General features: G+C 70.3%; 11 protein-coding genes. 7 read left to right on the top strand and 4 right to left on the bottom strand.

Features of this window, described 5'->3' with window-relative positions; all coding sequences use genetic code 11:
* Positions 1–41 precede the first annotated feature (41 nt).
* A complete protein-coding gene (locus BN2660_RS03690; RefSeq protein WP_255305010.1) occupies positions 42–2081 on the bottom strand; it encodes a beta-galactosidase in 2040 nt (679 codons plus the stop codon).
* A 149-nt stretch (positions 2082–2230) separates the two neighbouring features.
* Here BN2660_RS03690 and BN2660_RS03685 point away from each other — a divergent pair, with 149 nt between their 5' ends.
* The 4 genes from BN2660_RS03685 to BN2660_RS03670 all read left to right on the top strand — a co-directional run bounded on the left by BN2660_RS03685 (position 2231) and on the right by BN2660_RS03670 (position 6782).
* Complete coding sequence (locus tag BN2660_RS03685) at positions 2231–3733, top strand: CoA-acylating methylmalonate-semialdehyde dehydrogenase (RefSeq protein ID WP_091227465.1); 1503 nt, start codon at positions 2231–2233, stop codon at positions 3731–3733.
* 48 nt (positions 3734–3781) lie between these two features.
* On the top strand, positions 3782–4963 hold the full coding sequence (locus BN2660_RS03680) for an acyl-CoA dehydrogenase family protein (RefSeq protein ID WP_091227463.1): 1182 nt from the start codon (positions 3782–3784) through the stop codon (positions 4961–4963).
* Positions 4960–5865 carry a 3-hydroxyisobutyrate dehydrogenase gene (gene mmsB / locus BN2660_RS03675; protein ID WP_091227461.1) on the top strand — a complete coding sequence of 302 codons (906 nt, stop codon included), beginning with the start codon at positions 4960–4962 and terminating at the stop codon, positions 5863–5865. The genes BN2660_RS03680 and mmsB overlap by 4 nt, the downstream gene beginning before the upstream one ends.
* 140 nt (positions 5866–6005) lie before the next feature.
* Positions 6006–6782, top strand: a complete 777-nt coding sequence (locus BN2660_RS03670) for an enoyl-CoA hydratase-related protein (RefSeq protein ID WP_091227458.1) — start codon at positions 6006–6008, stop codon at positions 6780–6782.
* Positions 6783–6906: 124 nt separating this feature from the next.
* Here the strand turns inward: BN2660_RS03670 and BN2660_RS03665 are convergent, their stop codons facing one another.
* The 3 genes from BN2660_RS03665 to BN2660_RS03655 are packed head-to-tail and all read right to left on the bottom strand — an operon-like array spanning position 6907 to position 8355.
* Positions 6907–7350 (bottom strand): YdeI/OmpD-associated family protein, encoded by a 444-nt coding sequence (locus tag BN2660_RS03665; RefSeq protein ID WP_091227456.1) that lies wholly within the window; start codon positions 7348–7350, stop codon positions 6907–6909.
* Entirely contained in the window at positions 7347–7817 is a 471-nt protein-coding gene (locus BN2660_RS03660) for an SRPBCC family protein (protein WP_091227454.1), read from the bottom strand. The genes BN2660_RS03665 and BN2660_RS03660 overlap by 4 nt, the downstream gene beginning before the upstream one ends.
* A 1-nt stretch (position 7818) precedes the next feature.
* Positions 7819–8355: a MarR family winged helix-turn-helix transcriptional regulator gene (locus BN2660_RS03655; protein ID WP_091227452.1), complete on the bottom strand. Its 537-nt coding sequence runs from the start codon at positions 8353–8355 to the stop codon at positions 7819–7821.
* Between the two features lie 110 nt (positions 8356–8465).
* Here BN2660_RS03655 and BN2660_RS03650 point away from each other — a divergent pair, with 110 nt between their 5' ends.
* From BN2660_RS03650 to BN2660_RS03640, 3 genes are all read left to right on the top strand, one after another.
* The gene (locus tag BN2660_RS03650; RefSeq protein WP_091227449.1) at positions 8466–9242 is read left to right on the top strand and encodes an electron transfer flavoprotein subunit beta/FixA family protein; all 777 of its coding nucleotides are present in this window, start codon (positions 8466–8468) and stop codon (positions 9240–9242) included.
* Between the two features lies 1 nt (position 9243).
* The gene (locus BN2660_RS03645; protein ID WP_091227447.1) at positions 9244–10215 is read left to right on the top strand and encodes an electron transfer flavoprotein subunit alpha/FixB family protein; all 972 of its coding nucleotides are present in this window, start codon (positions 9244–9246) and stop codon (positions 10213–10215) included.
* A gap of 401 nt (positions 10216–10616) precedes the next feature.
* Complete coding sequence (locus tag BN2660_RS03640; RefSeq protein WP_255305009.1) at positions 10617–11885, top strand: cytochrome b/b6 domain-containing protein; 1269 nt, start codon at positions 10617–10619, stop codon at positions 11883–11885.
* Positions 11886–11949 lie beyond the last annotated feature (64 nt).

Raw genomic sequence — 11949 nt, 5'->3', positions numbered from 1 at the left:
GAGAGCGGATGCGGCGGCGAGCCGCATCCGCTCTCTCCGTGTCAGCGGGCGCCGAGCACCCCGCCGGTGTCGATGAAGCACCACCCGAAGGCGCCGAGCTCGCGACGGACCGCGGTGGACCCCGAGAGCACGTCCGTGCCCGGCACATCGACCGACACCGGGTCGGTGCCGTGGTTGATGACGGTGAGGATGCTGCCGCGCCGCGCGATCTCGACGCGCGGGGGGAGCCCCTCGATCTCCGCCGTGACTCCGGCTTCGCCCGCGAGCCAGCGCAGCACGGCGAGCATCCCGTCGTCGTCGGGGATCGTCGCGAGGTAGTACCCGTGCCCGTCGCCGAAGGACTTGCGCGTGAATGCGGCGCGGCCGGCGGTGCGCCCCTCCGTGAAGCGGCCGAGGATCTCGGCATCCTGCACGATGAGCTCCTCGGCGAGGTACTGCCCGACGATGCGCCCGGCGGGGCCGTCGAGCGGCGCCTCCGACTGCCCCGGTCCGTCGCCCTCGATGTGCGTCGCGGTCTCGCCGGCCGAGTCGGGGGTGGTGAGCGTCTCGGGCGGGACGAGGGCGCCGAAGTCCTCGAGCGCCACCCCGAGCGCCTCGCGGAGACCCACGATGAACCCGCCCTCGCGGAACGCGTCGTCCTCGTCGACGACGTCGCTGAACGCCGAGACGAAGAGCGAGCCGCCCTGTGCCACGTAGGCGGTCAGGGTGGCCGCTCCCTCGTCGCCGAGCAGGTACTGCTGCGGAGCCACCACGAGCGAGTAGGCGCTGAGGTCGGAGGTCGTGTTCACGATGTCGATCGACAGGTGCAGCCGGTGCAGGGCCGCGTGCCAGCGGTGCGCGAGTGCGAGGTAGTCCAGGGGCACGGGGTGGTCGCGACCCCCGATGGCCCACCAGTTCTCCCAGTCGAAGACGAGCGCCACACGGGCGTGCGAGGAGACATCGGGAAGATCGGGGAGCTGAGCGAGCTGACCTCCGAGCTCGACCACCTCCTTCCAGGTGCGGGTCTCGAGACCCGCCTGCGGAACCATGGCCGAGTGGAACTTCTCGCTGCCGCGGCGGGATTGACGCCACTGGAAGAACATGATGCCGTCGGCGCCCCGGCCGATGGCCTGCGCGCTCAGCGCGGCCATCTGGCCGGGCGCCTTGGGCGGATTCGTCGGCCGCCAGTTCAGGGCGTTCGTCGACTGCTCGGTGAGGATCCACGGGACGCCCGGCTTGAGGCCGCGCATGAGCTCGCGGGCGAAGGCCGCACCGCGGAACGACTCGGGATCGTTCGGGTCGGGGTAGTTGTCATCGGCGATCACGTCGACCTCGGCCGCCCACTTCCAGTAGTCGGCGGGAGGGAACGCGCCCATGAAGTTCGTCGTGATCGGCTGCGTCGCCCCCGCCGCGCGGATGATGTCGCGCTCCATGACGTAGAGCTCGAGCAGCGTGTCGGAGGTGTACCGCTTGAAGTCGAGCACGCTCGTGGGGTTGATGCTGTACGGAGCCTTGCGCGGCGGCACGATCTGGTCGAATGCCGTGTATCGCTGCGACCAGAAGTCGGTGCCCCAGGCGTGGTTGAGCGCCTCGATGCTCGCGTACTTGCGCTCCAGCCACCGCCGGAAGTGGTCGCGTGCGGAATCGGAGTAGTCGTAGTTCAGGTGGCAGCCGAGCTCGTTGTTGACGTGCCACAGCACGACGGCCGGATGCCGCGCATAGCGCTCCGCGAGGGCGGTGACGAGCTCGGACGCGAGTCGGCGGTAGACGGGCGATGACGGCGCGAACGCCTGCCGGCTGCCCGGCCAGAAGATCGAGCCGTCGGCATCCCGCGGGAGCATCTCGGGGTACGCGGCGGACGCCCACGGGGGAGGGGATGCCGTGGCTGTCGCGAGGTCGACCCGGATGCCGCCCTCGTGCAGCAGTCCGATGATCTCGTCGAGCCACTCCCAGTCGAACCGGCCCTCCGCCGGCTGGATGCGCGACCACGAGAAGATGCCGAGGCTCACCATGGTGACGCCCGCCTCGCGCATGAGCCGGACGTCGTCGGGCCAGATCTCACGCGGCCACTGCTCGGGGTTGTAGTCGGCGCCGTAGTGCATGTCCGCCAGCCTACCGGGAAGCGTTTTCCCAGCGCATCCCCCCGTCGAGTCGCCGGGCTTTCGGAAACTGCAAGGACGCCCTAGTAAATGAGCGGATGCCGAAGTACCATCGTCACAGTGCCAAAGAAGGCACGAAGGGACATCGCACAATGACTCGTACCATCCCCCATGTCGTAGGCGGATCGCTGCTCACCCCCGACGGCGGCCGCTTCGCCGACGTGTTCGATCCGAGTTCCGGATCCGTCCAGGCTCGCGTGCCGCTCGCCTCCGCGGAAGAGGTCTCGCGGGTCGTCGCGAACGCCGAGGCCGCTCAGGTCGAGTGGGCGGCGACGAACCCGCAGAAGCGCGCACGGGTGCTGCTGCGGTTCCTCGACCTCGCGCAGCGCGAGATGACCTCGCTCGCCGAACTCCTCGCGAGCGAGCACGGCAAGACGGTCGACGACGCGAAGGGCGACATCCAGCGCGGACTCGAGGTCATCGAGTTCTCCGCCGGCGCCCCGCACCTGCTGAAGGGTGAATACTCGACCGGAGCGGGCGCGGGCATCGACGTGTACTCGATGCGGCAGCCCCTCGGCGTCGTGGCGGCGATCACGCCGTTCAACTTCCCCGCCATGATCCCGCTGTGGAAGGCAGGACCGGCGCTCGCGGCAGGCAACGCCGTCGTGCTCAAGCCCAGCGAGCGCGACCCCTCGGTGCCGGTGCGGATCGCAGAGCTGTTCCTCGAGGCGGGTCTGCCGGCCGGGGTCCTCAACGTCGTCCACGGAGACAAGGAGGCCGTCGACGCCCTGCTCACGGACGACCGCATCCGCGCCGTCGGGTTCGTCGGCTCCACGCCCATCGCCGAGTACATCTACGCGACGGCCGCCGCCCACGGCAAGCGGGCACAGTGCTTCGGCGGGGCCAAGAACCACATGATCGTGATGCCCGACGCCGATCTGGATCAGGCCGTCGACGCGCTCATCGGCTCGGGCTACGGCTCGGCGGGCGAGCGCTGCATGGCGATCTCGGTCGCGGTGCCGGTCGGGCAGGAGACTGCCGAGGCCCTGGCCGCGAAGCTCACGGAGCGGGTGGCGCAGCTGCGGGTCGGCCCCTCGCTCGCCGCCGACGTCGACTACGGGCCGCTCGTCACCAGAGCGGCCGTCGAACGCGTCGAGGGGTACATCCAGCAGGGCGTGGACGAGGGGGCGACTCTTCTCGCCGACGGGCGCGGGCTCTCCGTGCCCGGGCACGAGGAGGGCTTCTACCTCGGGCCGACGCTCTTCGATCACGTCACGACCGACATGGCGATCTACCGCGAGGAGATCTTCGGCCCGGTGCTCGTCATCGCGCGGGCCGCCGACTACGAGGAGGCTCTGCGGATGGCGTCCGAGCACGAGTACGGCAACGGCGTCGCGATCTTCACGCGTGACGGCGACGCCGCACGCGACTTCGCCGCTCGGGTGGAGGTCGGCATGGTCGGGGTGAACGTGCCGATCCCCGTGCCGATCGCGTACTACACCTTCGGCGGCTGGAAGCGCAGCGGATTCGGCGACCTGAACCAGCACGGTGCCGACGCCTTCCGCTTCTACACGAAGACCAAGACGGTCACGAGCCGCTGGCCGGCAGCGGGGATCCGCGACGGCGCGAGCTTCGTGATCCCGACCATGCACTGACCCTCGCCCCTCGAAAGGCTCAGGGACCCACTCCCACAAGGAATCGACATGACCATGACCACCGTCACCACCACCGTCGAGGAGCGCGAGGCGATCCTCGACGCCGTGCGCGAGTTCGCCGACACCGAGCTCGCCCCGTTCGCGGCCGAGCGCGACGAGAAGCACATCTTCCCCCGCGAATCGCTCAGGCGTGGGGGAGAGCTCGGACTCGGCGGCATCTACGTGCGCGAGGACTTCGGCGGCACGGCCCTCAGCCGCTCGGACACCGTCGCGATCTTCGAGGAGCTCGCCCAGGGCGATCCCGCCGTCGCCGCGTACATCTCGATCCACAACATGGTCGTGTGGATGATCGACACGTACGGCGACGACGCGCAGCGCGGCCGGTGGCTCCCGCAGCTGACCGCGATGGAGGAGTTCGGCGGGTACTGCCTCACCGAGCCGGGGGTCGGGTCGGATGCCGCGAACGTCGCCACGAGCGCGGTGCGCGACGGCGACGACTATGTGCTCACCGGCGTCAAGCAGTTCATCTCCGGGGCCGGCGAGGCGGCGGTCTATGTGGTCATGGCACGCACCGGCGAGCCGGGCTCCCGCGGCATCAGCGCGTTCCTCGTCCCCGGCGACGCCGAGGGTCTCAGCTTCGGCACACCCGAGAAGAAGATGGGCTGGCACGCGCAGCCCACGCGCCAGGTCATCTTCGACGGCCTGCGGGTGCCGGCATCCGCTCTGCTCGGCGACGAAGGCAGGGGATTCGCGATCGCGATGTCCGCGCTCAACGGAGGTCGCCTGAACATCGCCGCCTGCTCGCTCGGCGGAGCGCAGTGGGCGCTCGACCGGGCCGTGCAGTACGTGCACGAGCGCGTGGCGTTCGGTGAGCCGCTCGCCGAGAAGCAGTCGATCCTGTTCGCGATCGCCGACATGCGCACCGAGTTGCAGGCGGCCCGACTCATGGTCCGCGACGGTGCCCAGGCGGTCGACGAGCACGCGCCGGATGCCACGATGCGCTGCGCCATGGCCAAGCGCTTCGCGACGGATGCCGGGTTCGACGTCGCGAACCGGGCGCTTCAGCTGCACGGCGGTTACGGCTACCTGCAGGACTACGGGATCGAGCGCGTCGTCCGCGACCTGAGGGTGCATCAGATCCTCGAGGGCACGAACGAGATCATGCGCCTGATCGTCGGCCGGGAGATGCTGCGGCCGGCAGGGTCGGCGTCGATGCGGAGCGCATCATGAGCACGGCATCCGGCGCATCCCGCGTCGCGTTCCTCGGCCTCGGCCACATGGGCCTGCCCATGGCGAAGAACCTCGTCGCCGCGGGGTACGAGGTGCACGGGTTCGACCTCGTCCCCGCGGCGATCGAGGCGGCGCAGGAGGCCGGCATCCCGGTGGCGGACAGCGGGGCGGATGCCGTCGCCTCCGCCGACGTCGTCATCACGATGTTCCCCGCGGGGAGGCACGTGATCGACGCGTACCGCACCGAACTCCTCGCCGCCGCGCGGCCGGACACCCTGTTCATCGAGTCGTCGACCATCGCGGTCGACGAGGCCCGCGCCGCCCACGCACTCGCGCTCGCCGCGGGCCACCGCAACATCGATGCGCCGGTGTCGGGCGGAGTGGTCGGCGCCGAGAAGGGGACGCTCGCCTTCATGGTCGGCGGCAGCGACGAGGACTACGCGGCCGCTCTGCCACTGCTCGAGGTCATGGGAAAGCGCATCGTCCACTGCGGCGGACCCGGCCTCGGGCAGGCCGCCAAGGTGTGCAACAACATGGTGCTCGCCGTGTCGCAGATCGCCGTCGCCGAGGCGTTCGTGCTGGGGGAGCGGCTCGGGCTCGAGCACCAGGCGCTCTTCGACGTCGTCTCGCAGGCATCCGGTCAGTGCTGGTCGATCACCACCAACTGTCCGGTGCCCGGCCCGGTGCCGACGAGCCCCGCGAACCGCGACTACCAGCCGGGATTCGCCGGAGCCCTGATGGCGAAGGACCTCGGGCTCGCGCTGCAGGCGATCGAGCAGACGTCGACGGATGCCAGGATGGGCCGGCTCGCCCAGGAGCTCTACGCCGCGTTCGCCGCGGGCGAGGGCGCGACCCGCGACTTCTCGGGCATCATCACCGACATCCGCGACGGCCGCGTGTGAGTCTGCGTGGTCCCCGTCCCGATCTGCACACGGTGCCCCGATCCGCACACTGTCGGGGGGCATCCGTGTGCGGATCGAGGCGGCGTGTGCGAGACGGGCGCCCGACATACTGAGATGACCACGACGGAGAGGGGTCCACGATGACCGAGTACGAGACGATCCTGGTCGAGCAGTGCGGACGGGTGGGCTGGATCACCCTGAACCGGCCGGAGGCGCTGAATGCCCTGAACGCCCGTATCGCCGAGGAGATCACGGCCGCGGCGCAGGCGTTCGACCTCGACGACGGCGTCGGCGCGATCGTCGTCACCGGATCCGAGAAGGCGTTCGCCGCCGGTGCCGACATCAAGGAGATGGAGGCCATGTCGGCGGCCGAGATGCTCGAGACCGACCACTTCGGCATCTGGCACGAGTTCGCGGCGGTGCGCACCCCCGTCATCGCCGCCGTGTCGGGCTTCGCGCTCGGCGGCGGATGCGAGCTCGCGATGATGTGCGACATCATCCTCGCGGCCGACACCGCGAAGTTCGGTCAGCCCGAGATCAACCTCGGCGTCATCCCGGGCATGGGCGGGACGCAGCGTCTCATCCGCGCCGTCGGCTATTACAAGGCGGCCGAGCTCGTGCTGTCCGGCCGGTTCATGGGCGCCGAGGAGGCGGAGCGTTCGGGCCTCGTGTCACGTGTCGTCCCGGCATCCGAACTGCTCGCGGAGGCGACGACGCTCGCCGAGGGGATCGCCTCGAAGTCGCTGCCGTCGCTGTTCGCCGCGAAGGCCGCCCTCGACGCCGCGATGGAGACGTCTCTTGCCGAGGGTCTGGAGCACGAGAAGCAGGCTTTCGCCGCGCTGTTCGACACTGTGGACCAGAAGGAGGGCATGGCGGCCTTCCGGGAGAAGCGTGCGCCGGACTTCCAGAACCGCTGAGCCGCGGAGTCGCGCGGAGCCGCGGTGCACAACTCAGCATGACCGGGGCCAGAACGTCCCGTCGACGCCGATTCGGCAGGCGGATCAGCCGTTGCTGCTGAATTGTGCACGCGAGGCCGGCGGGTCAGCCGCGCAGCGCCTCGACGATCTTCTCGACGCGGCGCTCTCGGGTGGCGTACTGCTTTGCGTCGGCGACCGACCGGGCGTGCTCCTTGCGCACCGAGTACGACAGGGCCTCGAAGGCGGCGCGCAGCGCAGGGTCGGCGTCCAGCGCCGCAGTCAGCGCGGGCGGGATCTCGACCTCGCGCTCGGCGGCATCCACCGTGATGACCACGTCGACCTCCTGGTCGATCTCCACCCCCAGCTCGGCGCGGGCGGCCTTGCTGAGCCCGATCATGTTCTGCCCGCCCATGCGTGCGAGGCGCAGCCGGGCGGTGCGCCCGCCGATCGTGACGGCGACCGGAAACGTCCGGCCCGCCCCGAACGCGGCGACCTGCTCGTCGGTGAGGATGATCGCCGCGGCGGGACCGCGACCTTCGAGGGTGGTGTGCAGGCGCAGTTCGCTCATGCCGACAGGGTACGCCCGGGCCCTTCGATCTCGGATGCCAGGGCGTCGTTGCGTTCCGAGATCAGCCGCCGCAGGTACGCGCGCATCACCAGCCGGTCGACGAGCCGCCCGAGCGGGCCGAGGGGGGAGCGGAACGTGACGGTGTCGCGCATGAGGGTGCCGTCGGGATGCTCCTCGAACACATGCTCGTGCAGGTACGACGCGAAGGGGCCTGCGATCTGGCGGTCGCTGAAGCGGTGGGGCTCGTCGATGTCGAACACGAGTGAACGCAGCCGGAACGGGATGCCGAAGTGTCGCGCGCGCCAGGTGACGGTCGATCCCTCCGTGAACGCACCGCCTGCAGGTGCCTCGACCATCGTCTCGCGGTGCCGCTGCATCGACCGCAGGTGCAGCCCGGGATCGAGCGACGACGCGAACACGGCGGCCGGCGGGGCGGCGATGACGCGCTCGAGCACGAACCGGGCCATGTCAGAGCGGATCGGGTTGAGGCCGAGGATCCGCGAAGTCGCCTGCATCCTTGCGCAGACGGGCGACGATCGCGACGAGCTCGGCGGCGTCGGCGTCGCTGATGCCGGGGTGCGCGAACACGTCGGCGTTGAGGGCGGTGGTCGCGCGGTCCACGAGGTCGCGACCGGTGTCGGTGAGCACGAGCAGCGCTGCGCGACCGTCGTGGGGGTGCGGCTCCCGGATGACGAGGCCGTCACGCACGAGACGCTCGGCCGTGCTGGTGACGGTGGTGGCGTGCACCTGGAGTCGAGCGACCACACTCGACAGGGGCAGTCGACCGGCACGGCTGAAGGCGAGCAGTCGCAGCATCTCGTAGCGGGCGAAGCTCAGCGCGAACGGCTTCAGCGTGGCATCCACCCGCGCCAGCAGCAACTGCTGGGCGCGCATCACGGACGTGACGACGGTCATGCCGTCGGCGGCATCCGTCCATCCGTGCGCGATCCACTGCCGCTTCGCCTCGGCGAGCGGATCCACGGGCAGCGGGCGGGGTCGGATCACGCTTCTACGGTAGGGCATGACCCGATCACCGCGGGGCTGGTTCTCAGTTGCGCGCAGGGTGGGACTCAGTTTCAGGGGACTAGAATCGAGGTAGTCGTGAGGAGCAATCGATGAAGATCGTCGTCCTGGTCAAAGAGGTGCCCGACACCTACGGCGACCGCAAGCTGAATCTCGAGACCGGACTCGCCGAGCGAGGTGCCGGCGACGTGGTGCTCGATGAGATCACGGAGCGCGCTCTCGAGGTCGCGTTGAGCTTCGCGGACAAGAACGAGGGCACCGAGGTGGTCGCGCTGACGATGGCCCCCGAGGGGTCGACCGCATCCGTCCGCCGTGCCCTGGCGATCGGGGCGGGATCCGCCGTGCACATCGCCGACGAGCAGCTCGCCGGAGCCGACCTCGGTCTGTCCGCCGAGGTCCTGGCCGCCGCGATCCGCCGGGCCGAGCCCGACCTCGTGATCACCGGCAACCTGTCGACCGACGGCTCGGGGGGCGTGATTCCCGCGATGATCGCGGAGCATCTCGGCTGGCCGCACGCGACCGCGCTCACCGCTGTCGAGATCGCCGCCGAGGGCATCACGGGCACGCGGGGGGCGGATGCCGGTGCGCAGCCGATCTCGGCGTCGCTGCCCGCCGTGATCTCGATCACCGAGGCGCTGCCCGATGCCCGGTTCCCCAACTTCAAGGGCATCATGGCCGCGAAGAAGAAGCCGCTCGAGGTGCTGTCGCTCGACGACCTGGGCGTCTCGGCCGATCCGGCGGTCGCGCCGCGGACGATCATGACCTCGGTGTCCGAGAAGCCGCCTCGCGCGGCCGGCGTGAAGATCGTCGACGAAGGCGACGCCGCCGAGAAGCTCGTCGAATTCCTCGTGCAGAACAGGCTGGTGTGACATGGGATACCCCGAGAACCCGATCCTCGTGCTCGTCGACGTCGACCCGTCGGGTGCGGTCGCATCGAGCACGGCCGCGCTGATCGGCGCCGCCTCGACCGTCGGCTCCCCGGTCGCACTCGTCGTGGGCGGCAACGCCGAGGCTCCCGCGACGGTCGCCGCCGCCGGGGCATCCGTCGTGCTGACCGCCGACGCCGAGGCCACGGCACTCACCGCTCCGATCGTGGACGCGCTGCAGACGGCGTTCGCGCAGGTGCAGCCCGATGCCGTGCTCATCTCGAACTCGATCAGCGGCCGCGATGTCGCGGGGCGGTTCGCCGTGCGCGCGAAGCTCGCGCTGTGCGTCGACGCGGTCGGCGTCTCACGCGACGACGACGGAATCGTCGCGCACCACTCGGTCTACGGCGGGGCGTACCTCGTCGATGCGGCTCCCACCTTCGGGGCCCCGGTGATCACGGTCCGCCAGGGTGCGGTCGAGGCGCGTGCCGAAGCGGTCGCCTCGCCGACCGTCGAGGCGCTGAACGTGTCGGCATCCGGTGCCGCAGCCGCGACCGTCGGCGCGGTCGAGTCCGTCGAGGTCACGTCGTCGCGGCCCGAGCTGCGCGGCGCGATCAGGGTCGTGTCGGGCGGACGGGGACTCGCGTCGAAGGAGAAGTTCGTGCTCGTCGAGGAGCTCGCAGATGCTCTCGGCGCGGCTGTCGGCGCGTCGCGCGCCGCCGTCGATGCGGGCTACATCCCCCAGTCGCACCAGGTCGGCCAGACCGGAGTCTCCGTGTCCCCGCAGCTGTATGTCGCTCTCGGCATCTCCGGCGCGATCCAGCACCGCGCGGGAATGCAGACCGCCAAGAACATCGTGGCGATCAACAAGGACGCGGAGGCGCCGATCTTCGACGTCGCCGACTTCGGCATCGTCGGCGACCTCTTCACGGTCGTCCCGCAGGTGATCGCCGCCCTTGAGGCGCGGAAGAAGTAGCGATGACCACGCGGATGCTGAGACGCGGCCTCCCGCGGATTCCGGGCGGCGACCCGTGGCCTCCTGCCGACGCGGTGGTGGCGTCGAGCGTCGAGGAGAGCGTTCCGTCTCCATCGGTTTCGCCGTCCTCGGTCGACGACCAGGCGTCTTCCCCGGTCGTCGAGCGAGCGGAGGCGTTCTCCCCGATCGTCGAGCGAGCGGAGCAAGACGACACGCGCGACGGTGCAGGAGTGTCCTCCCTCCGTCGCGGTCTGCCTCGGGTTCCCGGCGGCGAGCCATGGCCTCCTGCGGGCGCGGCGGTGGCGTCAGTCGTTGATGAGGGCGCCTCGTCTCGGGTGGCTTCGCCGCCCTCGCTCGACGAACAATCTGCGCCGGTCGTCGAGGAGGGCGTTTCGTCTCGGGTGGCTTCGCCGCCCTCGCTCGACGAACAGCCAGCGCCGGTCGTCGCAGGAACAGGCACCGTACGCCGCGGCCTTCCGCGTGTCGCGGGCGGTGAGCCGTGGCCTCCGGCGGGCACGGTGGTGGCGACGAGCGTCGAAGAGCGAGTGGCGGCCACGGCGTCCCCGGCGTCCATGCCGGTCACGGCGGCGCCCCCGTCGGCTCCGCCGGCCTCGCCGGATGACCTCGAAGAGGCGCCCGCCCCGTCGTCCGTCGCCGTGCGCGCCGAGCGCGACGTCGGCATCCCGCTCGCCCTGCCCCGCACCGTCTGGGACGGCAGTGCACCGCGACGGATGCCCGCGGCTTCCCCGGCAGCGTCCGCTCCGGCATCCGACCGCCGTCGCCCGACGTGGACGCAGGCCATCGCCGGACTCCTCGGAGCTGCGGCACTCGGCATCCTCGCCGGTGCCGCCGTCGCGTTCGTGCGCGCCCTCCTGAGCTTCCCGTTCATGCAGGACTTCCTCGCCGCGTTCCCCGGCGAGTACGAGCCCGCCGTGCCCGTCGAGCCCGGCTTCGCGCCGTGGGTCAACTGGGCGCACTTCTTCAACGTCTTCCTGATGGTGCTGATCATCCGATCGGGTCTCCGCATCCGCACCGAGAAGCGCCCGACGGCGTTCTGGACGCCGCGCAACAACGCCAAGGGCAAGATCAGCCTGACGATCTGGTTCCATCAGGCGCTCGACATCCTGTGGCTGGTGAACGGCGTCATCTTCGTCGTGCTGCTGTTCACGACCGGTCACTGGGCGCGCATCGTGCCGACGAGCTGGGAGGTCTTCCCGAACGCGCTGTCGGCCGCGCTGCAGTACCTCTCGTTCGACTGGCCGCACGAGAACGGCTGGAACAACTACAACAGCCTGCAGCAGCTCGCGTACTTCGCGACCGTGTTCCTCGCTGCCCCTCTGGCCGCGGTGACGGGCTTCCGGATGTCGGGGATGTGGCCGAAGAAGGCGGAGCGGCTGTCGAAGGCGTATCCGATCGAATGGGCGCGGGCGCTGCACTTCCCGGTGATGCTGTACTTCGTCGCGTTCATCATCGTGCACGTCGCGCTCGTGATGCTCACCGGATTCCTGCGGAACCTCAACCACATGTACGCGTCGCAGGACGCGGTCACCTGGACCGGGTTCTGGGTGTTCGTGGCATCCCTCGTGGTGATCGCGATCGGATGGATCGCCGCCCGCCCCCTCGTGATCGCTCCGATCGCCAAGGTGTTCGGGAACGTCTCCGGGCGCTGAGCGGCGCTCGCAGGACTCCCGACGGCGGCGCCCCGTGCAGAATTCAGCACGGATGCGCTCAGGA

Origin of the sequence: Microbacterium sp. 3J1 (genome assembly GCF_001049495.1) — a bacterium.
Classification (GTDB): Bacteria; Actinomycetota; Actinomycetes; order Actinomycetales; family Microbacteriaceae; genus Microbacterium.
The sequence above is the reverse complement of the archived record's forward strand: the minus strand, read 5'-3'. Positions and strand labels throughout refer to the sequence as shown.

Bases quoted from the DNA above. Each gene is read 5' to 3' on its own strand.
- BN2660_RS03690 (WP_255305010.1), bottom strand. From the start codon at position 2,081: ATGCACTACGGCGCCGACTACAACCCCGAGCAGTGGCCGCGTGAGATC.
- BN2660_RS03685 (WP_091227465.1), top strand. From the start codon at position 2,231: ATGACTCGTACCATCCCCCATGTCGTAGGCGGATCGCTGCTCACCCCC.
- BN2660_RS03680 (WP_091227463.1), top strand. From the start codon at position 3,782: ATGACCATGACCACCGTCACCACCACCGTCGAGGAGCGCGAGGCGATC.
- mmsB (WP_091227461.1), top strand. From the start codon at position 4,960: ATGAGCACGGCATCCGGCGCATCCCGCGTCGCGTTCCTCGGCCTCGGC.
- BN2660_RS03670 (WP_091227458.1), top strand. From the start codon at position 6,006: ATGACCGAGTACGAGACGATCCTGGTCGAGCAGTGCGGACGGGTGGGC.
- BN2660_RS03665 (WP_091227456.1), bottom strand. From the start codon at position 7,350: ATGAGCGAACTGCGCCTGCACACCACCCTCGAAGGTCGCGGTCCCGCC.
- BN2660_RS03660 (WP_091227454.1), bottom strand. From the start codon at position 7,817: ATGGCCCGGTTCGTGCTCGAGCGCGTCATCGCCGCCCCGCCGGCCGCC.
- BN2660_RS03650 (WP_091227449.1), top strand. From the start codon at position 8,466: ATGAAGATCGTCGTCCTGGTCAAAGAGGTGCCCGACACCTACGGCGAC.
- BN2660_RS03645 (WP_091227447.1), top strand. From the start codon at position 9,244: ATGGGATACCCCGAGAACCCGATCCTCGTGCTCGTCGACGTCGACCCG.